Origin of the sequence: Halomonas sp. HG01 (assembly GCF_000968715.2) — a bacterium.
Classification (GTDB): domain Bacteria; phylum Pseudomonadota; class Gammaproteobacteria; order Pseudomonadales; family Halomonadaceae; genus Halomonas; species Halomonas halophila.
Map to the genome: position 1 here is coordinate 257,301 of NZ_CP022134.1, position 22,448 is coordinate 279,748.

At 68.4% G+C, this 22,448-nt stretch carries 21 protein-coding genes and 1 tRNA gene; 11 read left to right on the plus strand and 11 right to left on the minus strand.

Annotation, left to right across the window (positions count from 1 at the left end):
- Positions 1-78: 78 nt before the first annotated feature.
- The 6 genes from UN84_RS01185 to queA all read right to left on the minus strand — a co-directional run bounded on the left by UN84_RS01185 (position 79) and on the right by queA (position 7,328).
- Positions 79-1,485 carry an MFS transporter gene (locus UN84_RS01185; RefSeq protein ID WP_046079521.1) on the minus strand — a complete coding sequence of 469 codons (1,407 nt, stop codon included), beginning with the start codon at positions 1,483-1,485 and terminating at the stop codon, positions 79-81.
- Positions 1,486-1,751: 266 nt separating this feature from the next.
- Positions 1,752-2,675: a protein translocase subunit SecF gene (secF, locus tag UN84_RS01190; protein WP_046079520.1), complete on the minus strand. Its 924-nt coding sequence runs from the start codon at positions 2,673-2,675 to the stop codon at positions 1,752-1,754.
- A 9-nt stretch (positions 2,676-2,684) separates the two neighbouring features.
- On the minus strand, positions 2,685-4,532 hold the full coding sequence (gene secD, locus UN84_RS01195; protein WP_046079519.1) for a protein translocase subunit SecD: 1,848 nt from the start codon (positions 4,530-4,532) through the stop codon (positions 2,685-2,687).
- 145 nt (positions 4,533-4,677) lie between these two features.
- Positions 4,678-5,016, minus strand: a complete 339-nt coding sequence (gene yajC / locus UN84_RS01200) for a preprotein translocase subunit YajC (RefSeq protein WP_035593895.1) — start codon at positions 5,014-5,016, stop codon at positions 4,678-4,680.
- 81 nt (positions 5,017-5,097) lie between these two features.
- Positions 5,098-6,216: a tRNA guanosine(34) transglycosylase Tgt gene (gene tgt / locus UN84_RS01205; protein ID WP_202020715.1), complete on the minus strand. Its 1,119-nt coding sequence runs from the start codon at positions 6,214-6,216 to the stop codon at positions 5,098-5,100.
- A 74-nt stretch (positions 6,217-6,290) separates the two neighbouring features.
- Positions 6,291-7,328: a tRNA preQ1(34) S-adenosylmethionine ribosyltransferase-isomerase QueA gene (queA, locus tag UN84_RS01210; RefSeq protein ID WP_046079517.1), complete on the minus strand. Its 1,038-nt coding sequence runs from the start codon at positions 7,326-7,328 to the stop codon at positions 6,291-6,293.
- Positions 7,329-7,469: 141 nt separating this feature from the next.
- Between queA and UN84_RS01215 the strand changes: the two genes are divergently transcribed.
- Positions 7,470-7,556 (plus strand) — tRNA-Leu (locus tag UN84_RS01215).
- A gap of 882 nt (positions 7,557-8,438) precedes the next feature.
- On the opposite strand, the gene UN84_RS01220 is transcribed toward UN84_RS01215, so the two are convergent.
- Together UN84_RS01220 and UN84_RS01225 are read right to left on the minus strand one after the other, a co-directional pair.
- The gene (locus tag UN84_RS01220) at positions 8,439-9,251 is read right to left on the minus strand and encodes a DUF1206 domain-containing protein (RefSeq protein WP_046079516.1); all 813 of its coding nucleotides are present in this window, start codon (positions 9,249-9,251) and stop codon (positions 8,439-8,441) included.
- A gap of 22 nt (positions 9,252-9,273) precedes the next feature.
- Positions 9,274-9,888 (minus strand): exopolysaccharide biosynthesis protein, encoded by a 615-nt coding sequence (locus tag UN84_RS01225; protein ID WP_046079515.1) that lies wholly within the window; start codon positions 9,886-9,888, stop codon positions 9,274-9,276.
- Positions 9,889-10,061: 173 nt separating this feature from the next.
- On the opposite strand from UN84_RS01225, the gene UN84_RS01230 reads away from it, so the two are divergent.
- Complete coding sequence (locus tag UN84_RS01230; protein ID WP_035593860.1) at positions 10,062-10,679, plus strand: LysE family translocator; 618 nt, start codon at positions 10,062-10,064, stop codon at positions 10,677-10,679.
- A gap of 24 nt (positions 10,680-10,703) precedes the next feature.
- Here UN84_RS01230 and UN84_RS01235 read toward each other — a convergent pair whose 3' ends face one another.
- Positions 10,704-12,356 (minus strand): acyl-CoA dehydrogenase family protein, encoded by a 1,653-nt coding sequence (locus UN84_RS01235; RefSeq protein ID WP_046079514.1) that lies wholly within the window; start codon positions 12,354-12,356, stop codon positions 10,704-10,706.
- A gap of 132 nt (positions 12,357-12,488) precedes the next feature.
- On the opposite strand from UN84_RS01235, the gene UN84_RS01240 reads away from it, so the two are divergent.
- Both UN84_RS01240 and UN84_RS01245 read left to right on the plus strand, forming a co-directional pair.
- Positions 12,489-13,037 carry an NUDIX hydrolase gene (locus UN84_RS01240; protein WP_046079513.1) on the plus strand — a complete coding sequence of 183 codons (549 nt, stop codon included), beginning with the start codon at positions 12,489-12,491 and terminating at the stop codon, positions 13,035-13,037.
- A gap of 118 nt (positions 13,038-13,155) precedes the next feature.
- Positions 13,156-13,641: a glutathione peroxidase gene (locus tag UN84_RS01245; protein ID WP_035593856.1), complete on the plus strand. Its 486-nt coding sequence runs from the start codon at positions 13,156-13,158 to the stop codon at positions 13,639-13,641.
- 4 nt (positions 13,642-13,645) lie between these two features.
- Here UN84_RS01245 and UN84_RS01250 read toward each other — a convergent pair whose 3' ends face one another.
- On the minus strand, positions 13,646-14,038 hold the full coding sequence (locus tag UN84_RS01250) for a DUF7079 family protein (RefSeq protein WP_046079512.1): 393 nt from the start codon (positions 14,036-14,038) through the stop codon (positions 13,646-13,648).
- A gap of 168 nt (positions 14,039-14,206) precedes the next feature.
- Here UN84_RS01250 and fabV point away from each other — a divergent pair, with 168 nt between their 5' ends.
- The 3 genes from fabV to UN84_RS01265 all read left to right on the plus strand — a co-directional run bounded on the left by fabV (position 14,207) and on the right by UN84_RS01265 (position 16,774).
- Positions 14,207-15,418: an enoyl-ACP reductase FabV gene (fabV, locus tag UN84_RS01255; protein ID WP_046079511.1), complete on the plus strand. Its 1,212-nt coding sequence runs from the start codon at positions 14,207-14,209 to the stop codon at positions 15,416-15,418.
- Positions 15,419-15,472: 54 nt separating this feature from the next.
- Complete coding sequence (locus UN84_RS01260; protein WP_046079510.1) at positions 15,473-15,682, plus strand: hypothetical protein; 210 nt, start codon at positions 15,473-15,475, stop codon at positions 15,680-15,682.
- A gap of 114 nt (positions 15,683-15,796) precedes the next feature.
- Positions 15,797-16,774, plus strand: a complete 978-nt coding sequence (locus tag UN84_RS01265; RefSeq protein WP_173834940.1) for a GlxA family transcriptional regulator — start codon at positions 15,797-15,799, stop codon at positions 16,772-16,774.
- A gap of 14 nt (positions 16,775-16,788) precedes the next feature.
- On the opposite strand, the gene UN84_RS01270 is transcribed toward UN84_RS01265, so the two are convergent.
- Complete coding sequence (locus UN84_RS01270; RefSeq protein ID WP_046079509.1) at positions 16,789-17,409, minus strand: class I SAM-dependent methyltransferase; 621 nt, start codon at positions 17,407-17,409, stop codon at positions 16,789-16,791.
- Between the two features lie 182 nt (positions 17,410-17,591).
- Between UN84_RS01270 and UN84_RS01275 the strand changes: the two genes are divergently transcribed.
- The 4 genes from UN84_RS01275 to astD are packed head-to-tail and all read left to right on the plus strand — an operon-like array spanning position 17,592 to position 22,442.
- Entirely contained in the window at positions 17,592-18,806 is a 1,215-nt protein-coding gene (locus UN84_RS01275) for an aspartate aminotransferase family protein (RefSeq protein ID WP_046079508.1), read from the plus strand.
- Positions 18,807-18,856: 50 nt separating this feature from the next.
- Entirely contained in the window at positions 18,857-19,927 is a 1,071-nt protein-coding gene (locus tag UN84_RS01280) for an arginine N-succinyltransferase (RefSeq protein WP_046079507.1), read from the plus strand.
- Positions 19,927-20,973: an arginine N-succinyltransferase gene (astA, locus tag UN84_RS01285; RefSeq protein ID WP_035593841.1), complete on the plus strand. Its 1,047-nt coding sequence runs from the start codon at positions 19,927-19,929 to the stop codon at positions 20,971-20,973. Before UN84_RS01280 ends, astA begins: the two co-directional genes overlap by 1 nt.
- A complete protein-coding gene (gene astD / locus UN84_RS01290; RefSeq protein ID WP_046079506.1) occupies positions 20,973-22,442 on the plus strand; it encodes a succinylglutamate-semialdehyde dehydrogenase in 1,470 nt (489 codons plus the stop codon). Before astA ends, astD begins: the two co-directional genes overlap by 1 nt.
- Positions 22,443-22,448 lie beyond the last annotated feature (6 nt).

Below are 22,448 nucleotides of genomic sequence, written 5' to 3' on the forward strand. Positions count from 1 at the left end.
GTCCAGCCACGACGACGCCACCCCTCGGGGTGGCGTCTCGCGTTTCAGGGAGCCGTGTGGCACGGAAGTGCGTCGGCATCAGGTGTAGGCCGAGGCCTCGCCGGAGGCGGGATCGGCGGCCGGGGACGGCGTGCCGTCATCGGGTCGGCGCTGCTGGAGGGCGGCGCGTACCTCGTCCATGTCATCGTCGTTCAGGCCGAACAGGTAGGTGGCCCAGAACATCAGCAGGCAGACGATGGCGGGGATCAGGGTCAGCAGCAGGCTGATGACCAGCAGCGCCGAGTCGCTCTGCTGGTCGACATTGGCCTGATAGCCGCCCCACGACAGCAGGAACCCGATCATCCCGCCCGAGACCGCCAGCCCCATCTTGAGGAAGAACAGGTTGCCGGCGAAGGAGACCCCGGTGTTGCGCTGTCCGGTCTTCCACTCGCCGTAGTCCTCGGCGTCGGCCATCAGCGCCCAGGAGATGGGGGCGCCGACGCCGTGCATGAAGCTGACCAGCACGAAGAGCAGGCTCGCCACGATGGCCCACTGGCCGGGCACCAGGAACAGCAGGCAGGAGGCCGCGATCAGGGCCAGGGTGCTGGCCTGGAACACCTTGCGCTTGCTGATGCGCCGGCTCAGCCGAGGCGATAGCGCGGTCCCGGCGATGCTGGCGAGCGCGCCGCTGGTGATGAACGCCGAAATGCCCAGGGTGCCGAAGCCCAGCACGTAGGTGGCGAAGTAGATCGCCGCCCCCTGCCGCAGGAAGAACTGCAGCGCCTGCAGGAAGGTCACGCCGAGCACGATCCGCCACTTCAGGTTCATGGCCAGGGCCTTGAGCTTGGCGGCCAGCCGGTCGTGTTGCGTCGGCGTCGGGTGCACGCGTTCCCTCACGGTCAGGAAGCAGAACAGGAACATCCCGAGCCCGATCGCCGACATGATGGTCATGCTGTACTGGAAGCCCTTGGCCTCGTCATCGCCGCCGATCCATTCGACCAGCGGCATCAGGCCGCTGTTGAGGATCAGGTAGGCCACGCCGACCAGGATGAAGCGCCAGGACTGGAACGACACGCGCTCGCGGTGATCGTCGGTGATCACGCCCCCCAGCGCGCAGTAGGGGATGTTCACCGCGGTATAGAGCAGCGACATGATGAAGTAGGTGGCGAAGGCGTAGGCGATCTTGGCCGTGCCGGACCACTCGGGAGTGGTGAACATCAGCACGCAGGCCACGGCCAGCGGCACCGGCACGAACAGCAGGTAGGGCCGGAAACGCCCCCAGCGGCTGCGGGTGCGGTCGGCGAGCGCGCCCATCAGGGGATCGGTGATGGCATCCACGAAGCGCATCGAGAGGAAGATCGTGCCGACCACGGCGGGGGAGATGCCGTAGACGTCGGTATAGAAGTACGAGAGATACATGACCACGGCGGCGAAGGTCATGTTGTTGCCGGCATCGCCCATGCCGAAGCCGATTTTCTCGACGATGCCGAGTCTGCGTTGTGTCATCGCGCGCTCCTCGCTCGTTATTATTTAGCAGGCAAAGCCTAGGGAGCGTCCTGGGATAGCGTCTAATATATGGATTCCGGCTATTTGATATTCAAACAGTTATCGGAAGCGTTAAGAAGATGATTCGGCACGCCTTTGCGGGAAAGTCCTCCGCCTCGGGGACGCCTAAAGTCGACGTCGCCAGGCGGACGAGGGAAGTGTTGCCGCCCTGAACGACGACACCCCGCCGAAGCGGGGTGTCGTGAACGGATGGTGAGGCAATGCCGTCAGGGCAGCTCCTCGGCCTCCGGATCTTCCTTCCTGGCCGGGATCAGATCCTCGCGACTGAGCTTCAGCGGCAGCAGCAGGGCCGCGGCCACGTAGATCGACGAGAAGGTACCCACGGCGATGCCGATGATCAGCGCGACGGCGAAGTAGTGAATCATGTCGCCGCCCAGGATCAGCAGCGCCAGCAGCACCAGCAGGGTGGTGCCGGAGGTGGCCAGGGTCCGCGACAGGGTCTGGTTGATCGCCTCGTTGAAGATCGCCGGCATGTCGTCGATGCGCGACTTGCGGATGTTCTCGCGGATGCGGTCGTAGACCACGATGGTGTCGTTGAGCGAGTAGCCGATCACCGCCAGCACCGCGGCCAGCACCGTGAGGTCGAACTCGAAGCCGAACAGGGCGAAGGCGCCGATCACGATCACCACGTCGTGGACGAGGGCCAGCAGGGCGCCGAGGGCGAACTTGTACTGGAAGCGGAAGGCGACGTAGAGCATCACGATGCCGAGCGCCACCAGCATGCCCATGCCGCTCTGGTCGCGGAGCTGGTCGCCGACCTGGGCGCCGACGAATTCGGCGCGCACCAGGTCGACGCTGGCGCCGCCCTGGTTCAGCAGGTCGACCACCTGGTCGCCGACGCCGGCATCGAAGGCCTGCTGCAGGCGGATCAGCACCTCGGTGGAGGCGCCGAAGGTCTGCACCGCCACGTCCTGGAAGCCGGCGGCTTCCAGGGCCTCACGCACGCTGGCCAGCGCCGGCGCGGTGGCGTAGCGGACCTCGACCAGGGTGCCGCCGGTGAAGTCCAGGCCCAGGTTGAGCCCGTTGACCAGCAGGGCGACGATCGACACCAGCAGCATCATCCCGGAGGCGATGAAGGCCAGCCGGCGTTTGCCCATGAAGTCGAGCTGTCGATTGATGAACGATTGCATGGCCTTCTCCTAAATCCAGAGCTTCTTCACGGGCTTGCGGCCGTAGCACAGGTTGACCATGGCGCGGGTCACCATCAGCGAGGTGAACAGCGAGGTCAGGATGCCCAGCGACAGCGTCACGGCGAAGCCCTTGACCGGGCCGGTGCCGATCGAGAACAGGATCAACGCCACCAGCAGGGTGGTGATGTTGGCATCGACGATCGAGGTGAAGGCGCGCTCGTAGCCGGCGTGGATGGCCTGCTGGGCCGAGAGCCCGCCGCGCATCTCCTCGCGTATGCGCTCGAAGATCAGCACGTTGGCATCCACCGCCATGCCCAGCGTCAGCACGATACCGGCGATGCCGGGCAGCGTGAGCGTGGCCCCGAGCAGCGACATGGCCGCCACCAGCATCACCAGGTTGAAGGCCAGCGCGACGTTGGCGATCACCCCGAACACCTTGTAGCGGATCAGCATGAAGGCCACGACCAGCAGCAGGCCGATCTGCACCGAGAGGATGCCGCGTTCGATGTTCTTCTGGCCGAGGCTCGGCCCGATGGTGCGCTCCTGGGCGAAGTAGATCGGCGCGGCCAGCGAGCCGGAACGCAGCAGCAGCGCCAGGTCGGCCGCCTCGGTGGGCGAGTCCAGCCCGGTGATGCGGAAGCTGTTGCCCAGCGCGCTCTGGATGGTGGCCAGGCTGATGATGCTGCGCTCGGTGTAGGGCGAACGTACGACGGTTTCCTCGCCGTCCTCCATCACCGTGCGCTCGCGGGTCTTGTGCTCGATGAACAGCACCGCCATGTTGCGTCCGATGTTGGTGCGGGTGGCGCGGTTCATCAGGGTGCCGCCGGTGCCGTCCAGGTTGATGTTGACCTGGGGCCGACCGTTCTCGTCGAAGCTGCGGTTGGCGTTCGAGACGCTGTCGCCGGTGATGATGACGTCGCGCATCAGGGTGGCGGTGCGTTCCGCGTTGCGGAAGGCATAGGTCTCGGTCTCGGCCTCCGGGGTGTCCGGCCGCGCCTCGAGGCGGAACTCCAGGTTGGCGGTGGCGCCGACGATGCGCTTGGCCGCGGCGGTGTCCTGCACGCCGGGCAGCTCGACGACGATGCGCGCCGGCCCCTGGCGCTGGACCAGCGGTTCGGCCACGCCGAGCTCGTTGACGCGGTTGCGCAGCGTGGTCAGGTTCTGGTTGACCGCGTAGTCCTGGATCTCCTGCACGGCGGTGTCGGTCAGCGTCATCGCCAGGCCGGCGCCGCGGTCGCGCTCGAGGTCACTGTACTCGAACTCGGGGAAGTCGCGGCTGATCAGGCGGCGGGCCTCGTCGCGATCTTCCTCGTTCATGAAGTCCATGTGGATCGAGCGTTCCTCGACCTCGGTATTGCGATAGCGGATCCGCTCGTCGCGCAGGGTCTCGCGCATGGCGCTGGCGTTGACCTCTAGGCGCTGGGTCAGGGCCGCCTTCATGTCGACCTCGAGCAGGAAGTGCACGCCGCCGCGCAGGTCCAGGCCCAGGGTCATGGGGGAGGCAGCCAGCGATTCCAGCCAGCCCGGAGTGGATTCGGCCAGGTTCAGCGCCACCACGTAGTCGTCGCCCAGGCGCTCGCTGAGCATGTCGCGGGCCTGGATCTGGTCGTCGGCGTTGTCGAGACGGATCAGCACGCTGCCGGCGTCGCGTTCGACGGACTGGATGCCGAGGCCGGCGTCGGTGAGGGAGCTCTCGAGCTGCTCGAGGCGGCGTTGGTCGAGGTTGAAGTCGCCCCCGTCGCTGCTGATCTGTACCGCCGGGTCCTCGGGGAAGAGGTTGGGGAGAGAGTAGATCAGGCCGACGGAGAGCACGAGGAGTATCAGCAGATACTTCCACAGGGGATAACGATTGAGCATGGGGGCCCTGCCCTCAGGTTGCTGATGATGGGACGGACGCTGCGCCATCACGAGCACCGGGCGGAGCCGGTCGGCCGGGCCCCGCCTCGGTGGTCGCAGGGCAGCCCGCACGGCCGGGTAGGCGTGCGGGCGCGGGGGCATCCGATCAGATGGACTTGAGCGTGCCCTTGGGCAGAACGGAAGCCACGGCGTTCTTCTGGACGCTGACCTCGGTGCCTTCGGCGATTTCCATGGACAGGAACTCGCTGTCTTCGCTGACCTTGGTGATGCGGCCCATCATGCCGCCGCCGATGACGATCTCGTCACCCTTGGACAGGCCGGCGATCAGCTGCTTGTGCTGCTTGGCCCGCTTGGCCTGCGGACGCCACAGCAGGAAGTAGAAGATCAGCACGAAGCCGACCAGCATCACGATCTGGGCGATGCCACCGCCCGGAGCGGCGCCAGCGTCCTGGGCCATGGCCGGGGAAATGAGGAAGTCCAGCATGTACGACGATCTCCTGAGTCGCGGGGAAACAAGACGCCTTCCAGCGGCGCTCGACGGCCGGCCACGGGGGCCGGCCGTCGATCAATTCGGAGCGGGGGGAACCGGCAGACCGCGCTGCGCGTAGAACCCTTCCACGAAGTTCGCCAATGTACCCGCTTCGATAGCACCGCGCAAACCAGCCATCAGGCGCTGGTAATGGCGCAGATTGTGGATGGTATTGAGCATCGAGCCGAGCATCTCGCCGCAGCGGTCGAGGTGATGCAGGTAGGCGCGGGAGAAGTTGCGGCAGGTGTAGCAGTCGCATTCCTCGTCCAGCGGACGGGTGTCGTGGCGGTGCTTGGCATTGCGGATCTTGACCGTGCCTTCCCCGGTGAACAGGTGGCCGTTGCGCGCGTTGCGGGTCGGCATCACGCAGTCGAACATGTCGACGCCGCGGCGCACGCCTTCCACCAGGTCCTCCGGCTTGCCCACGCCCATCAGGTAGCGCGGCTTGTCGGCCGGCATCCATTCGGGCAGGTAGTCGAGCACCTTGATCATCTCTTCCTTGGGCTCGCCGACCGACAGGCCGCCGATGGCGTAGCCGTCGAAGCCGATCTTCTCGAGGCCCTCGAGCGAGGCCTCGCGCAGCTCGGGATACATGCCGCCCTGGATGATGCCGAACAGCGCCGAGGGCGAGTCGCCGTGGGCGTCGCGGGAGCGCTGGGCCCAGCGCAGCGACATCTCCATCGACTTCCTGGCCTCGTCCTCGGTGGCCGGGTAGGGCGTGCACTCGTCGAAGATCATCACGATGTCCGAGCCCAGTGAGCGCTGCGCGGCCATCGATTCCTCGGGGCCCATGAACACCTTGGAACCGTCCACCGGCGAGCGGAAGTGCACCCCCTGCTCGGTGATCTTGCGCATCTCGCCGAGCGAGAACACCTGGAAGCCGCCGGAGTCGGTGAGGATCGGCTTGTCCCACTGGGCGAAGTCGTGCAGGTCGCCGTGCTCCTCGATGACCTCGGTGCCCGGGCGCAGCCACAGGTGGAAGGTGTTGCCGAGGATGATCTCGGCGCCGATCTCCTTGACCGACTCGGGCGTCATGCCCTTGACGGTGCCGTAGGTGCCCACCGGCATGAAGGCCGGCGTTTCCACGGTGCCTCGCGGGAAGCTGAGGCGGCCGCGGCGCGCCCGGCCATCACTGGCCAGGTGCTCGAAGTTCATGAAGCATTCGTCTCGCATGGGGTCTCTCGAAATTCGTCGAAGCGGTCGGCCGGCGCATGGCCGAGCGGCTCGGATCAGCGGGCGCGCGTCAGCAGCATCGCATCGCCGTAGCTGAAGAAGGCGTACTCTTCGCGCACCGCCTCGCGGTAGGCGGCCATCACCGTCTCATAGCCGGCGAAGGAGGACACCAGCATCAGCAGGGTCGACTCCGGCAGGTGGAAGTTGGTGATCAGGGCGTCGACCACCCGCCAGTCGTAGCCGGGATAGATGAAGATGTCGGTCTCGCCGCTGTAGGGCGCGATCTCGCCGTCGTCGCTCTTCAGGCAGGCCGATTCCAGGCAGCGCACGCTGGTGGTGCCCACCGCGATGACGCGGTTGCCCCGGGCGCGGGCGGCGCGCACCTGCTCGCAGACCGCCTCGGAGACCTCGATCCACTCGCTGTGCATCTCGTGGTCGCGGATGTCGTCGGCGCGCACCGGCTGGAAGGTGCCGGCGCCCACGTGCAGGGTGACGAAGGCGCTTTCCACGCCCTTCTCGGCCAGGGCCTCGAGCAGCGGCTCGTCGAAGTGCAGCCCCGCGGTGGGGGCGGCCACCGCGCCCTCGCGGCGGGCGTAGACGGTCTGGTAGCGCTCGCGGTCGGAGAGCTCGTCCTCGCGGGTGATGTAGGGCGGCAGCGGCATGTGGCCGTGCTGCTCCAGCAGCTCCACCAGCGGCGTCTCGCCGAGGAATCGCAGCTCGAACAGCGCATCGCGGCGGCCCTCGACCACGGCGCGGATGCCGCCCTCGAACGCGATCTCGGTGCCGGGCTTGGGCGACTTGCTCGAGCGCAGGTGGGCCAGGCCGCGATGGGCGTCCAGCGGGCGCTCCAGCAGCATCTCGACGCGCCCGCCGCTGGCCTTGTGGCCGTGCAGTCGGGCCGGGATCACCCGGGTGTCGTTGAACACCAGCAGGTCGCCCGGGTCGAGGGTCTCGAGCAGGTCGGGGAAGCGGCGGTGCGCGAGCGAGCCGCTCTCGCCGTCGACGCACAGCAGTCGGCAGTCGCTGCGTTGCTCGGAGGGATAGCGGGCGATCAGCGCCTCGGGGAGCTCATAGTGGAAATCGGCGCGCTGCATGGGGTGAAACGTCCGGATGGTGGGATGAGAAGGGCGGCTCGGCCGAGCCATTGGCAAGCCGCCTAGGATACCCTGTCGCCGCCGCGAAGTCAGGGGTCGCGATTGACCTCCCGTCCGGCCCACGTATAATGCAGCGCCGTTGCCGGTGTGGCGGAATTGGTAGACGCAGCGGATTCAAAATCCGCCGGGTGCAAGCCCTTGTCGGTTCGAGTCCGACCACCGGTACCATGAAATCAAGCACTTACCTCCCTCCTTGTGCTTGTTCTGATTCAGTATTCCCTAAAGTGTCAACAAGGTGTCCACGCCGGTCATCGTCTCGTCGTGCCCATTGTCCTGTACGCCCTTACTGCCCCGCGTCCTGGCTCTTGTGTCCGTCGAAAGCTCAAGCAGCGTTCATTTATTAGTTTTCATTGATTCACTACGCCTCCCGTGGCGTATGCATATTGGAAGGGTGTCGGCATCCCTCAGCCCGACACATCCCCGTATCCTTCGCGGCCTTCTCCGGCCGCGTTTTTTATGCCCGGAGGCCTGGCTCGGGAGGATGGCGTTACGCCTAAAGATAAAAAATATTCGCATTTGCATTGACGGGCGAGCGAGGAACACTTACGTTGAGCACGTGGCGTTGATGAACCGCCACGGCTGACGGCCGCTAGGGTCAGCGGTTGTCGGCTTCTCCTCATTGCTAGTCACGGTCTCTCGCCGCCTCCTCAGGGCGGCTTTTTTTGGTCCTGCATTTCTTCCCGTTTAGCAGGTGTTTCATCGAGCGAAAACGTCGCGATTGTCATTGAATCGATTCATCGGAAAAGACACTTCATTGACCTGAATCAGTTGTTTTCTTGTCGTTGAAACGATGCGGGTGGTCCTTATCTACGTTATTGTTTTTCCGAAAGATTGCTCTCGTATACGAGAGCTTTTTTAAGCGCTGATAAGGCCTGTTTTATCAGGGCTTACTGAAGCAATGTGCGGAGGTCGGCGAGGGATAATCGAGGCGTGTCTTGCTTGCTGCATGACACATTCCCTGTTTTGGCAGCGGCCTCTTGTTGGGCCGCTGTTTTTTTATCGGTCGACAACGGCTCGTGGCGGTGGGTGATTGCCGCGCCGGTTGGAGCATCAGTCGAGGCTGGTATCGCGAATGGCGGCGTTGATCAGGCAGTAGAGGCCGTAGCTCGCCAGTCCCAGGGCGACCGCACCGAGCAGCCAGGGGCCGAAGGGCTGGGCGGCCAGCACGTTGAGTGCGCCGCCGAGGCCTTGAGCCTCGCTCGGGTCGGTGCGCCAGGCCGCGAGGCACAGGAACAGGCCGATCATCTGGAACACCAGGCCGCGGGCGCAGAGCCCCCAGCGGGTGACGATGTCGGCCAGCCGCCGCTGCAGCGGCCCCAGGTCCTGGCGGTACCAGTTCTTGAGATAGGTCTGCCGCATGGCTCGCCACAGCTGCCGCAGGCCGATGGCGATGAATACCAGGCCGACGGCGAAGATCACGTAGAGCCCGCCCTGATGGCTCATCACCTGGGCGGTGTGGTCGCTGGCCGTGCCGTTGTTCGTAGCCTCGGCGGCGTCGCGCAGCAGGTCGAGGCAGTAGACGCTGAGGCTGGCGTGGATGAGCCCGCTGATCAGAAAGCCCAGTCGGGTGACCAGCCCCTTGAGGCCGTGCCCGACGTCCTCGGTGTCCAGCAGGGCCTGGAACAGACGCCAGGCGGCATAGGCGGCGAGTCCGCCTCCGAGCCCGGTGATCATCAGGTCGCCGAACGGTTGGCGGGCCAGGCCGAACAGGGCCTCCTTGGTGCCGACATTGTCGCCACCCAGGTCGATCGCCGCCAGGAAGGCAAGGCCGCCCACCAGCAGATAGACGATGCCCTTGGCGGTGTAGCCGGCACCGGCGGCCAGGGCGACGGCCCGCGTCAGTCGTGAATCGGGTCTTGGCATCGCGGGCTCCAGGGTCGCGGTGTCAGGCGAGGCCGATGATCACCAGGGCCAGGGTCGTGCCGGTCAGCAGATAGGCCGCCAGTACCATCAGGCCGTCTTCGGCGAGCAGCGCCAGTCCGAAGAGCGTCAACGCCAGGCCGCCGCCGTTGGCTGAGAAGGGCACCAGCTCCATCGGCGGCATGGCCAGCCCGATCAGCAGGCAGGTCAGGGCTACCGGCAGATGGGCCGGAGCGCGAGTGAGCCAGACCAGCCGCGCCTGCAGGATGCGATCGACCCAGCGGGCGGGGCGTAACAGTCCGTCGGTGACGCGCACGAAGCGTGCCCGGGAGACCCGCCGCTCGAGCAGGAAGCGTGGCAGCCAGAAGTGCTTGCGGCCCATCAGCAGCTGGGCCGCCACCAGCACCACCAGGCTGGCCATCAGGGTGGGCACCCCGGGGATGTCGCCGATCAGCGGGGCCAGGGTGATGAGCCCCGCGATCAGCAGGAAGGGCGCGAAGCTGCGCCGGCCCGCCGTGTCGAGGATCGCCTCCAGGCTCACGTCGTCTCGTTGCCGCCCGGCCTGCTGTACCTGGGTGATCAGCGTGGTCAGGCTGTTGGGCCTGTTCTGGGGCGGAGCTTGCTGGGCGTCGTCGCTCATGCGGTCCTTGGCGTCCGGGTCGAGGAGGGGCCGCCCGGCCGGGCAACCCACGACACGATATCGTATGATGTCCGGCCCGTCCTTACCCGCCGCGCCGGGGGAGCAGGGCGAGGCCAGGGAGGCCCTGCTGGGCGGAGGCGTCGCCGCCCCATCATCGACTCAAGGAGACCGTCATGCCGTTTTCGTTATGGATGTCGCTGGCCGCGATCTGTGCCATGGGCGCGATGTCGCCGGGGCCGAGTCTGGCCATGGTGCTGCGTCATACCCTGGGCGGTGGGCGCGTGCCGGGCATCGCGGCGGCGATCTCGCACGCGCTGGGGGTGGGGCTCTACGCGCTGCTCACCGTGTGGGGGCTTGGCGAGCTGATCGTGCGCTTCCCGACGCTGTTCCAGGCGGTCACCTGGGGCGGGGCGGCCTACCTCGCCTGGCTGGGCATCAAGGCGCTGCGCGCCGGCCGCGGTGGGGCGGTCAACGCCCAGGCGGTCGCCACCACCCGAGGCCAGGCCGCCCGCGACGGCATGCTGGTGGCGCTGGCCAATCCCAAGCTGATCCTCTTCTTCGTGGCCCTGCTCAGCCAGTTCGTGACCCCGGACATGAGCCTGGCGGCCCGGGCGATCATCGTGCTCACGGCGGTGATCATCGACGGCGGCTGGTACGTGCTGGTGGCCGTCGGTCTCTCCCATTCGCGGGTGCTGCCCTGGCTGCAGGCCCGGGCGCACTGGATCAATCGCATCACCGGGCTGCTGCTGCTGGCCCTGGCGCTGCGGGTGGTGTCCGGGCCGATCCTCTAGCCCGCTCGATTTCGCTCGCCGGCCTCAGTTCGGCAGGCGGGCGAGAATCTCGTCCAGCGGCGCATCGGGGGGCAGCACCCCGTAGGCGCCGCCTGCATGCTCGCCCAGCCGGCTACGGCAGAAGCCGTGGCTCACTGCCGGCGGGGCATGGCGCAGCAGCAGTGCGGCCTGAAGGCACTGGGCGAGGCGCTGGGTCAGCCAGCGGGCGCGTGGCTCGAGCGTCTCGGACGGCTCGTTCATTAGACCCTCCAGTCCGGCCTGGGCGCGGTCGAGCTCGGCGGACTCGCCCTTCACCGCATCCCACTCATCGCGCAGCGCGGCCAGCGCCTCGGGATGACGGCCGAGCACGCGCAGCACGTCCAGGCAGATCACGTTGCCGGAGCCCTCCCAGATCGAGTTGACCGGCGCCTCGCGGTAGAGCCGCGCCAGCGGCGTTTCCTCCACGTAGCCGATGCCGCCAAGGCACTCCATGGCCTCGGCCAGAAAGCCCGGCGCGCGCTTGTTGTGCCAGTACTTGGCCAGCGCCGGCAGCAGCCGGGCCAGGGCGCGCTCGTGGTCGTCGCCTCGCGCGGCGCCGTCGAAGGCTCGGGCGGTGCGCAGCGTCAGCGCCACGCCGGCTTCCACCTCCAGGCTCATGTCGGCGATCAGCGTTCGCATCAGGGGCTGTTCCGCCAGCCGCCGCCCGAAGGCCTGGCGATGGCGCACGAAGCGCCAGGCCTCGACGAGCCCCTGGCGCATCATCGCCACCGGCGCGGTGGCGGCATCCAGCCGGGTCTGCTGCACCATCGACAGGATGGTCGCCACGCCGCGGTCGGGCTCGCCCAGCGGCCGGGCCCAGGCGTCGCGGTACTCGATCTCCGCCGAGGCGTTGGCACGGTTGCCGCACTTGTCCTTGAGGCGCTGCAGCTCGATGGGATTGCGCGTACCGTCGGGGGCGAAACGTGGCACCAGGAAGCAGCCCAGGCCGTCGCCGGTCTGGGCCAGGGTCAGGAAGGCGTCGGACATGGGCGCGCTGCAGAACCACTTGTGGCCGGTCAGCCGCCAGCCGTCGCCGGTGGATTGTGCCCGGGTGGTATTGGCGCGCACGTCGCTGCCGCCCTGTTTCTCGGTCATCGCCATGCCGAAGGTCAGTGCGCTTTTCTGCTCGGCGGGCAGCGGGCGGGGATCGTAGTCCCAGGCCAGCAGCTTCGGCGACCACTCTGTCATGGCCTCGGACGAGGCGCGCAGCGCCGGCAGGGCGGCGTGGGTCATGGTCACCGGGCAGCAGAAGCCCGGCTCGGCCTGGGTCAGCAGATAGAGGGCGGCGACGTGGGCCTGGTGCCCGCCGCGGCCCTCCTCCTGCCAGGCCACGGCGTGCCAGCCGTGGTCCAGCGCCAGGTGCATCAGTTCGTGATAGGCGGGATGATAGATGACCTCGTCCAGGCGCCGGCCGTGTCGGTCGAACAGCCTGAGTTCGGGCGGGTGGTGATTCGCTGCCTCGGCCAGTGTCTGCACTCTCCGGCTGCCGACCTCGCGGCCCAGCGAGGCCAGTCGTCGGGCGACCCAGTCCGGTGCCTCCCGCGCAAGCGCCTCCTGGAGCGGAATGTCGTCGACGAGGGCGTCGCGGTCCTCGGGCGGGGGCGGCTGGTTGGCCACCGTGTGGGTGGCCAGCCGGTCGCGGGGCGCGTGATCGTGCATGGCGGACCTCCGGCCAGCGGTCTCTCCTGAGCATGGCGGCTGCCGGCGGGCCGGTCAAAGCCGGCGAGGCGATGACGCGTGACGCTCGGGGCCTGACTGAGTAGGCTGAAGGCATTTCATCGGAGAGCCACGATGACCGACGACGCCCTGGCGCCCGCGCCGCTGCCTGCCCCCCGTATCGCCGATGAGAGCATCCAGCTGGTGGACGCCCACAACCGGCCCTGCGGCAGTGCTTCCCGGGCCACCATGCGCCGCTATCGCTACTGGCATCGCGCCACCTACATCGTGGTGCGCAACGCCGCCGGCGAGCTGTGCGTGCAGCGTCGCACCCTGACCAAGGAGGTGTTCCCGGGCGGTCTCGACCTGGCCGCCGGCGGCGTGGTCGGGGCCGGGGAATCGGTACACCAGGCCGCGCGGCGCGAGCTGGCCGAGGAGCTGGGCATCATCGGCGAGCCGCTGCGTCACGTGCTGGAGTTCGTGTATGACGCCGATGGCCACCACATCTTCGGCAGCGCCTATCTGGTCGACTACGACGGGCCGCTCACGCTGCAGGCCGAGGAGGTCGCCGATGCCTTCTGGTGTTCGCCCGAAGAGGCGATGGCGCTGGATGGCGTGACGCCGGATACCCGCCAGGCGGTGGAGACCCTGTGGCAGCGCGGGCGGCTGGAGGGGCGCGCGTGAATCGGCCGCTCGCACGCTATCCGGCATCGCTCTGACGTCGTGCTGGCACGGTCGCGCCGGGACTGGCGTCCCGCCATGCGGCGTGGCATCGTGGGGGATCAGACTGCGAGCACGCGCCATGAGCATCCATGATCACGATTGCCACACTTCCCATGGCGAGCCCTTCAACCTGCGCGCCCTGCGCGGCCAGGTACTGCTGATCGTCAACGTGGCGAGCAAATGCGGCTTCACCCCCCAGCTGCGCGATCTCGAGCGGCTCTATCGCCGCTACCGCGATCGCGGCTTCACCGTGCTGGCCTTTCCCTGCAACCAGTTCGCCCACCAGTCGCCGGAATCGGCCCAGGCCTTCTGCGCCTTCGGCGAACGGGAATACGGCGTGACCTTCCCGCTGATGGAGAAGGTCAAGGTCAACGGTGGTGGCACCCATCCGCTGTTCGTCGAGCTCAAGCGAGCGGCGCCGGGGGTGCTGGGCACGGGAATGATCAAGTGGAACTTCACCAAGTTCCTGGTGGGGCGCGACGGCCGAGTGATCCGGCGCTTCTCGCCGCGCGACGGCGAGGCGACATTGATCGAGGCGCTGGAGCAGGCGCTCGACGAATCCTGAGTCGTCAGGAGGGCACGTCCCGGCCACGGGCGATCATCAGCCGCTCCATCAGCTCGTTGAAGCGATGGCGAGCCATCATGGTGGTCAGCCCCGAGAACAGCGCCCAGGTCCGGCGTCGCCAGCCGGTCAGCCGCAGGTTGTGGGCCACCAGGCGCTTCATCAGCCGGTAGTCGTCGAACTCGCGCCATTCGCCGGCCACCGACATCTGCTGGCGGGTCAGCACCGGGGCCAGCTCCAGGCGGAACACCCATTCCAGCTCGCTCTCGCTCAGGCCGTGGCGCTCGATCTCCTCGATCATGCGCGTGTAGTCGGTCTCCCGCGGTTCCCGCTCCAGCCACAGTGGCGCCAGCGCCAACCAGAGGTCGCCGCGCGTGTCGACGAGGGTCTGTGCGTCCATGGGATCTCCTGAGGGTGGGGGGGATGGCGAGCATCCTGCCCCAGCCGGCGGCCGCGCTCAAGGGCGGACAGCGCCGGGCGAGGCCGCTAGAATGTCGCCACGTACGAATTTCCTTTCACCGGGGCGGCGCTTGTCCGGCGCCCCGCTGCGAACGCCAAGAGGTCTAACGTGATCATCAAGCCCAAGGTCCGCGGTTTCATCTGCACCACCACTCACCCCGTCGGCTGCGAGCAGAACGTGCTCGAGCAGATCGAGGCGACCCGCGCCCGCAACCTGGACAAGAGTGCCGGGCCGAAGAAGGTGCTGGTGATCGGCGCCTCCAGCGGCTACGGCCTCTCCGCGCGCATCACCGCGGCCTTCGGCTACGGCGCCGATACCCTGGGCGTGTTCTTCGAGAAGCCGGGCACCGAGAAGAAGCCGGGCACCGCCGGCTGGTACAACGCCGCGGCCTTCGACAAGTTCGCCAAGCAGGAAGGGCTGTACAGCAAGTCCATCAACGGCGACGCCTTCTCCCACGAGGCCCGCGAGCAGGCCATCGAGCTGATCAAGCAGGACATGGGCCAGGTCGACCTGGTGGTCTACTCGCTGGCCTCGCCGGTGCGCAAGCTGCCGGACAGCGGTGAGATGAAGCGCTCCAGCCTCAAGCCGATCGGCGAGACCTATCGCGCCACTGCCATCGACACCAACAAGGACGCCATCATCGAGGCCGAGGTGGAGCCGGCGACCCAGCAGGAGATCGACGACACCACCGCGGTGATGGGCGGCGAGGACTGGGAACTGTGGATCGACGCCCTGGACAAGGCCGGCGTGCTGGCCGAAGGCGCCAAGTCGGTGGCCTTCAGCTACATCGGCACCGAGATCACCTGGCCGATCTACTGGCACGGCGCCCTGGGCAAGGCCAAGGAAGACCTCGATCGCGCCGCCGGCGAGATCGACAAGCGCCTGGCCAAGCAGGGCGGCAGCGCCAACGTGGCGGTGCTGAAGTCCGTGGTCACCCAGGCCAGCGCGGCCATCCCGGTGATGCCGCTCTACATCGCCATGGTCTACAAGGTGATGAAGGAGCAGGGCCTGCACGAGGGCACCATCGACCAGCTCAACCGCCTGTTCGGCGAGCGCCTCTATTCATCGCAAGGGCAGGGCGGCAGCGCCGACACCGACGAGGCTGGCCGCCTGCGCCTCGACGACTGGGAGCTGCGCGACGACGTCCAGCAGGCCTGCAAGGACCTGTGGCCGCAGGTGACCACCGACAACCTGTTCGACATCACCGACTATGCTGGCTACAAGCACGAGTTCCTGAAGCTGTTCGGCTTCGAGCGCGACGACGTCGACTACGACGCCGACGTGGCGACCGAGCGGGACTTCGATGTCGTGAACCTGTAACGGGGCCCGGCGCGCCGGCGTCCCGTTTCCCGACTCACGCGCCAGGAGGTGCCCATGGACACACGGGACAGCAAGACGCCGGACGAGGAGCTGGAACACCTGCACGAGGTCAGCCAGCCCGAGGACTACGACCACCCCGAGCCGGACGTGGAGCAGCCCGAGGCCCGCGAGCCCGACAGCGGCATGGCCTGGCTGCTGCCCGCGCTGATCGTGGTGGTGGCCGTGGTGATCGTCGGCCTGCTGGTGATCGGCCTGGCCGACTGACCTTCTATCGTGCGCGGCGCCGGGCCCTGTGCCCGGCGTCGTCGTGTCCGCACGGCTGTTACGCCCGGCGCCTTCGGCCTAGAATGGGGCTTTTCCCGTCCACGAGAGCGCCCCATGCCCGACGCCCCACCCGTTGCATCCGCCGTGCCGCTGTCCCGGCACGTGGGCGTGGTGGTGCTGCCCGGCTTCTCCCTGCTCGCCCAGGCCTGTGCCACCGAGCCGCTGGTGGTGGCCAATCGCCTGGCGGAGCGCAGCCTCTACCGGCTCTCCACCTACGCGATCGACGAGCGTCCGGTGGCCAGCGCCGCCGGCCAGGCGCTGGTGCCCGAGGCCTCGGCCGGCGAGCCGGACCAGGCCCTCGACATGCTGCTGGTCTGCGCTCCCGGGCCGCTCTCCGGCAGCGTGCCCGAGGCGCTGCTCGAGTGGCTGCGCCGGCTGGCCGCCGCCCGGGTGGTGCTGGGCGGCATCGGCGGCGGCACCGAAGTGCTGGCCAGAGCCGGGGTGCTCGAAGGCTACCGGGCGACCCTGCCCTGGACGCGCTTCGAGGCCTTCGCCCGCGACTACCCGCGGGTGCGCCTCTCCCAGCAGCTGTTCGAGATCGACCGCGACCGCCTGACCTGCGGCGGCGGCACCGCGGCCATGGACATGATGATGACGCTGATCGGCAGTCAGCACGGTGCCGAGCTGGCCGAACGCATCTCCGAGCACTTCGTGCTCGAGCGCATCCGCATGGGTGACGAGCCGCAGCAGGTGCCGCTGCGCACTCGGCTGGGCAACGCCCCGCAGAGTCTGATCGACGCGGTGGCGCTGATGGAGTCCAACATCGAGGAGCCGCTGACCACCCATGAGCTGGCCGAGCACCTGGGCATCTCGCGGCGCCAGCTCGAGCGGCTGTTCAAGAAGCACCTGCAGGCGGTGCCCAGCCGCTACTACCTCAACCTGCGCCTCCAGCAGGCCCGCAAGCAGCTGCGCGAGAGCGACCGCCCGGCCGGCGAGATCGCCCTGCAGACCGGCTTTTCCTCGGCGGCGCACTTCTCCACCGCCTATCGCAACCACTTCGGCATCACGCCCCGGGAAGAGCGTCTGGGCTGAGGGTTTCGGTGTCGTCAGGCGTGCTTTTGCGCCAGCAGGGCGCGGAACAGCGTGCCCATCATCACCGGCCGGTCGGCCTCGACGGCGAAGCCGGCGTCGTCCAGCAGCGGCCGCGCCTGGCGGGTGATGTCGGTGGCGATGGCCGAGGTGACGAGGTTCAACGCGCGTCGGCCGAGCCCGGCCGGACGCGCGTCGGCCTGGAACTTGTCCATCACGCACAGCTGGCCGTTGTCGGCCAGCACCCGGTGCGCCTCGGCCAGGCCGCGGGCAGGGTCGGGCATCACCGCCAGGATCAGGTGCATCACCACCACGTCGAAGTGGCCGTCGGGATAGTCGAGGGCCTCGGCGTCCATCACGTCGGCCTGGACGTCGCGATGCAGCGCCCCGGCGCGCCGTTCGAGGCGCCGGATCATGGCCGGGCTGAGATCGGTGGCGTGCAGCTCGATGTCCCGTGGCAGCCAGGGCAGGTCGAGCCCGGTGCCGGCACCCACCAGCAGCACGCGCAGGCCGGGGCGCCAGTGCACCTGTCCGAGCGCGGCCTGCCGGGCGCGGCGAAAGGCGCGCTCGGCCACGGCATCGTAGATCGGGGCATAGGCGTCGTAGCGCAGCCGGTTCCAGGCGGTGGTATTGAACATCCAGAAGCCTCCTCGGTCTGGCGTCACCTTAGCCGATCGCACCGTGAGGCGCCTCGACGGGCGCCTGCTTTTTTCACAAGTCGTCGTCCCATTGCTGAAAGACCCTCGGCAGGGGGCTCCCTATACTCGAATGATCCCCGATTCATCCTGAACGAGTTCGGCTCGAGACAACGGAGAACGTCATGACCCACACCCCGACCCGCAGCGATTTCGACCAGTACATGGTGCCCAACTACTCACCGCAGAAGACCATCCCGGTGCGCGGCGAGGGCAGCCGCCTGTGGGATCAGGAAGGCCGTGAGTACATCGACTTCGCCGGCGGCATCGCGGTGAACGCCCTGGGCCACTGCCATCCGGTGCTGGTGAACGCGCTCAAGGCGCAGGCCGACAAGCTGTGGCATCTCTCCAACGTCTATACCAACGAGCCGGCACTTGAGCTGGCGCGTACCCTGGTCGAGCGCACCTTCGCCGACAAGGTCTTCCTGTGCTCCTCCGGGGGCGAGGCCAACGAGGCCGCGCTGAAGCTGGCGCGCCGCTGGGCCTACAACACCCATGGCGAGCACAAGGACAAGATCATCTCCTTCCGCCAGTCGTTCCACGGCCGCACCTTCTTCACTGTCAGCGTCGGCGGCCAGCCCAAGTACGCCCAGGGGTTCGGGCCGGTGCCGGGCGGCATCATTCATGCCGAGTTCAATGACCTCGAGGCGGTGCGCGAGCTGATGGGCGACGACACCTGCGCGGTGATGGTCGAGCCGATGCAGGGCGAGGGCGGCATCCTGCCCGCCGCCCCCGAGTTCCTGCAGGGCCTGCGTGCGCTGTGCGACGAGCACGACGCCCTGCTGATCTTCGACGAGGTGCAGACCGGCGTGGGCCGTTCCGGCACGCTGTTCGCCTACATGCAGTACGGCGTGACCCCGGACATCCTGAGCAGTGCCAAGTCGCTGGGCGGTGGCTTCCCGGTGGGCGCCATGCTGACCACCGACCGTATCGCGCCGGCCATGGCCATCGGTACTCACGGCTCCACCTACGGCGGCAATGCCCTGGCCTCCGCCGTGGCCCTGGCTGCCGTGGAGCACATCGACACCCCCGAGGTGCTGGAGGGCGTCAAGCGTCGCCACGACCTGTTCCGCGAGCATCTCGAGACCATCAACCGCAAGCACGGCGTGTTCAAGGAAGTTCGCGGCATGGGCCTGCTGATCGGCGCCGAGATGACCGATGCCTACGAGGGCCGCGCCAAGGACATCCTGCCGCTGGCCATCGACGAGGGCCTGATGGCGCTGGTCGCCGGCCCCAACGTGCTGCGCATGGCGCCGTCGCTGGTGATCCCCGAGGCCGACATCGCCGAGGGCATGGCGCGCCTGGAGCGGGCCATCGCCCGGCTGGTGGCATCCGAGTGAGCCGCGGCCACGCCATGGACGCATCGGAATCATCCGCGGGAGGCCAAGCCATGCTGGTCGTACGTCCCACCCGGCCGGCGGACCTGCCGGCCCTGGAGCGGCTGGCGGGCAACGCCTCGCCGCGCCTGACCAACCTGCCGGCCCATCGAGACCGCCTCGAGGAGCGCATCATGCGCTCCCAGCGGGCCTTCGAGGCCGAGGTGGAGTTTCCCGGCGACGAGCACTACACCTTCGTGCTCGAGGACCTGGAGCGCGGCGAGGTGGTGGGCACCGCCACCGTGCGTGCCCAGGCCGGCGCCCGGGAGGCCTACTACACCTATCGCCAGGAAACCCTGATTCACGCCTCGCAGCAGCTCGACGTGCGCCGCGAGGTGCAGACCCTGTCGCTGTCCCACGAGGTCTCCGAGGCGAGCCTGCTGTGTGCCTACTCGCTGGACCCGCGCTACCGCGGCACCAGTGCCGAGAGCCTGCTGCGCCGGGCGCGGCTGATGTTCATCGCCCAGTACCCGGAGCGCTTCGCCGAGATCCTGGCGATGGCCTTTCCCGGCTTCTTGGACGACGACCAGCAGTCGCCGTTCTGGAACAGCGTGGGGCGTCACTTCTTCCAGCGCGACTACCAGGAGATCAACTACGTGGCCGGGGTCCGCTCGAAGAGCTTCATCGCCGAGGTGATGCCCCAGTTCCCGCTCTACCTGGCGCTGCTCACGCCCCAGGCGCGGGCCGCCATCGGCCGTGAGCACCCGGACCACGAGGCGGCACTCGACGAGATGCTGGCCGAGGGCTTCCTGCGTTCGCGCCACGTCGACATCTTCGATGCCGGCCCGGTGATCAAGGCCGAGCGCGAGCGGCTCGAGAGCTTCCGCCGCGCCGCCTGGCACCCGGTCCGTATCCGCCCGGCCCACTCGCTGCCGGACGCCGAGCCGGCGATGGTCGCCAACCAGCGTCTCGACGACTTCCGCTGCGTGGTGGCGCGCTATGCGCTGTCGCCCACCGGCCAGCTGATGCTGTCGCCGGAGCACGCCGAACGGCTCGGCGTGGAGGAGGGCCGCGCCGTGCTGGCCGCGCCGCTCGGCCTGCCGGGCGACGCCGACGACCCGGGCTACGACGAGGGAGAGCTGTGATGCGCATTCGACCGATCGCCCCGTCCGACCTGGACGAGCTGCAGGCGGTGGCCCGGGAGACCGGGGTGGGCTTCACCTCGCTGCCCGACAACCGCGACTTCCTGGCCGCCAAGATCGACACCGCGGTCAGCGCCTTTGCCCAGCAGACGCCGGTGGACCAGCGCCTCTACTTCTTCGTGCTCGAGGACGAGGCCAGTGGCAAGCTGGCCGGCTGCTGCGCCATCGAGGGCCAGGTGGGCCGCGAGGTGCCTTTCTATCACTACCGGCTGGGCACCCTGGCGCACTCCTCGGTGCAGCTCGACCTGCACCGCACCATCGACACCCTGTTCCTGAGCTCGGACCACACCGGCGACGCCGAAGTGGCCTCGCTGTTCCTGCGCCCCGAGTATCGCGGCGGCGACCGCCGGCACGAGCGCAACGGCGCGCTGCTGTCGATGGTGCGCTGGCTGTTCATGGCCCAGTTCCGCGACAGCTTCCCTGACAAGGTGCTGGCCGAGATGCGTGGCAGGTTCGACGCCGAGGGCAGGAGCCCGTTCTGGGAGTGCCTGGGCAGCAACTTCTTCCCCATGGACTTCAACGAGGCCGACCGGCTGACGGGGCTGGGGCAGAAGAGCTTTATCGGCGAGCTGATGCCCAAGTTCCCGATCTACACCCCCTTCCTCTCCGAGGAGGCCCGGGCCTGCATCGGCGAGGTCCACGAGCACACCCGCCCGGCGCTGGCGATGCTCAAGAAGGAGGGCCTGCGCTGGGAAGGGTTCATCGACATCTTCGATGGTGGCCCCACCGTGGAGGCCTACATCGACGACGTGCGCGGCGTGCGCCTGTCGCGGACCTGCCGCGTGGAGATCAAGGCCGACGAACTCGAGCAGGCCGAACGGCCGCGCTGGCTGGCCGCGACCACCTCCATGGCCGGCTTCCGCGCGGCCTGGCTGGGCCGCGGACCCGACGACGACGGCGTGGTGACGCTGAGCGAGGCCGAGGCGGCACGCCTCGAGGTCGCCGCCGGCGACACCCTGCGTATTCTGGATAGCGACGAGGAGGCGTGATGAAGGCGATGCAACGGCTGCTGATCGGCGGCGAGTGGCATGAGGGCGAGGCCGAGGGCTTCGCCAAGCAGGACCCGGTCTCGGGCGAGACGCTGTGGCAGGGCCACGCCGCCTCCGAGGCTCAGGTGGGCGCCGCCGTCGAGGCCGCCCGCGCCGCCTTCCCGGCCTGGGCGCGGCAGACGTTCGAGGCGCGCCAGGCGCTGGTCGAGCGCTTCCGCGAGGTGCTCGAGAGCCACCGCGAGGACCTGGCCACGGCGATCGCCGGCGAGACCGGCAAGCCGCTGTGGGAGGCCCGCACCGAGGTCGGCGCGATGATCGGCAAGGTGGCGATCTCGATCCGCGCCTACCAGGAGCGCACCGGCGAGCGCGAGCGCGACCTGGGCGAGGCCCGGGCGGTGCTGCGCCATCGGCCCCACGGCGTGATGGCGGTGTTCGGCCCCTACAACTTCCCCGGCCACCTGCCCAACGGCCACATGGTGCCGGCGCTGCTGGCCGGCAATACCGTGGTCTTCAAGCCCAGCGAGCAGACCCCGCTGACCGCCGACCTGACGCTGCAGTGCTGGCGCGAGGCCGGCCTGCCCGAGGGCGTGATCAACCTGGTGCAGGGCGCGGCCCCGGTGGGTCAGGCGCTGTCCTCCCACACCGGCATCGACGGCCTGCTGTTCACCGGCAGCGCCAAGGTCGGCGGCCTGCTGCACCAGCAGTTCGCCGGCCAGATGGACAAGATCCTGGCCCTCGAGCTCGGCGGCAACAACCCGCTGGTGATCAAGGACGTGCCCGACCAGGACGCCGCCGTGCTGACCATCCTGCAGTCGGCCTTCCTGTCCGGCGGCCAGCGCTGTACCTGTGCGCGCCGGCTGATCGTGCCGGAAGGGCAGGTGGGTGATCACCTGCTGGACGCCCTGAGTGACGCCATCTCGCGGCTCCACGTGGCCGGCCAGTTCAGCGAGCCGGCGCCGTTCTATGGCGGCCTGGTCAGCGTGGCCGCCGCCGACGGCCTGCTGGCGGCCCAGGACGACCTCGAGGCCCGCGGCGGCAGCGTGCTCGCGCGCATGCAGCGCCTGGAGGAGAACACCAGCCTGCTCACGCCGGCGCTGATCGACGTCACCGGCCTGGAGGTGCCCGACGAGGAGCACTTCGGACCGCTGCTCAAGGTCCATCGCTACCGCGACTGGGACGAGGCGATGGCATTGGCCAACGACACCCGCTACGGCCTCTCCGCCGGGCTGATCGGCGGCGAGCGCGAGGACTGGGACGACTTCCTGCTGCGCATCCGCGCCGGCATCGTCAACTGGAACCGCCAGACCACCGGCGCCTCCGGCGACGCGCCCTTCGGCGGCGTGGGCGACAGCGGCAATCATCGCCCCAGTGCCTACTACGCGGCCGACTACTGCGCCTACCCCGTGGCTTCCATGGAAAGCGAGGCGCTGAGTCTGCCCGACAAGCTGCCGCCGGGGGTGACGCTGTGAGCCAGG

Coding starts and splice junctions, on each gene's coding strand:
- UN84_RS01185 (WP_046079521.1), bottom strand. CDS start 1,485: ATGACACAACGCAGACTCGGCATCGTCGAGAAAATCGGCTTCGGCATG.
- secF (WP_046079520.1), bottom strand. CDS start 2,675: ATGCAATCGTTCATCAATCGACAGCTCGACTTCATGGGCAAACGCCGG.
- secD (WP_046079519.1), bottom strand. CDS start 4,532: ATGCTCAATCGTTATCCCCTGTGGAAGTATCTGCTGATACTCCTCGTG.
- yajC (WP_035593895.1), bottom strand. CDS start 5,016: ATGCTGGACTTCCTCATTTCCCCGGCCATGGCCCAGGACGCTGGCGCC.
- tgt (WP_202020715.1), bottom strand. CDS start 6,216: ATGAACTTCGAGCACCTGGCCAGTGATGGCCGGGCGCGCCGCGGCCGC.
- queA (WP_046079517.1), bottom strand. CDS start 7,328: ATGCAGCGCGCCGATTTCCACTATGAGCTCCCCGAGGCGCTGATCGCC.
- UN84_RS01220 (WP_046079516.1), bottom strand. CDS start 9,251: ATGCCAAGACCCGATTCACGACTGACGCGGGCCGTCGCCCTGGCCGCC.
- UN84_RS01225 (WP_046079515.1), bottom strand. CDS start 9,888: ATGAGCGACGACGCCCAGCAAGCTCCGCCCCAGAACAGGCCCAACAGC.
- UN84_RS01230 (WP_035593860.1), top strand. CDS start 10,062: ATGCCGTTTTCGTTATGGATGTCGCTGGCCGCGATCTGTGCCATGGGC.
- UN84_RS01235 (WP_046079514.1), bottom strand. CDS start 12,356: ATGCACGATCACGCGCCCCGCGACCGGCTGGCCACCCACACGGTGGCC.
- UN84_RS01240 (WP_046079513.1), top strand. CDS start 12,489: ATGACCGACGACGCCCTGGCGCCCGCGCCGCTGCCTGCCCCCCGTATC.
- UN84_RS01245 (WP_035593856.1), top strand. CDS start 13,156: ATGAGCATCCATGATCACGATTGCCACACTTCCCATGGCGAGCCCTTC.
- UN84_RS01250 (WP_046079512.1), bottom strand. CDS start 14,038: ATGGACGCACAGACCCTCGTCGACACGCGCGGCGACCTCTGGTTGGCG.
- UN84_RS01260 (WP_046079510.1), top strand. CDS start 15,473: ATGGACACACGGGACAGCAAGACGCCGGACGAGGAGCTGGAACACCTG.
- UN84_RS01265 (WP_173834940.1), top strand. CDS start 15,797: ATGCCCGACGCCCCACCCGTTGCATCCGCCGTGCCGCTGTCCCGGCAC.
- UN84_RS01270 (WP_046079509.1), bottom strand. CDS start 17,409: ATGTTCAATACCACCGCCTGGAACCGGCTGCGCTACGACGCCTATGCC.
- UN84_RS01275 (WP_046079508.1), top strand. CDS start 17,592: ATGACCCACACCCCGACCCGCAGCGATTTCGACCAGTACATGGTGCCC.
- UN84_RS01280 (WP_046079507.1), top strand. CDS start 18,857: ATGCTGGTCGTACGTCCCACCCGGCCGGCGGACCTGCCGGCCCTGGAG.
- astA (WP_035593841.1), top strand. CDS start 19,927: ATGCGCATTCGACCGATCGCCCCGTCCGACCTGGACGAGCTGCAGGCG.
- astD (WP_046079506.1), top strand. CDS start 20,973: ATGAAGGCGATGCAACGGCTGCTGATCGGCGGCGAGTGGCATGAGGGC.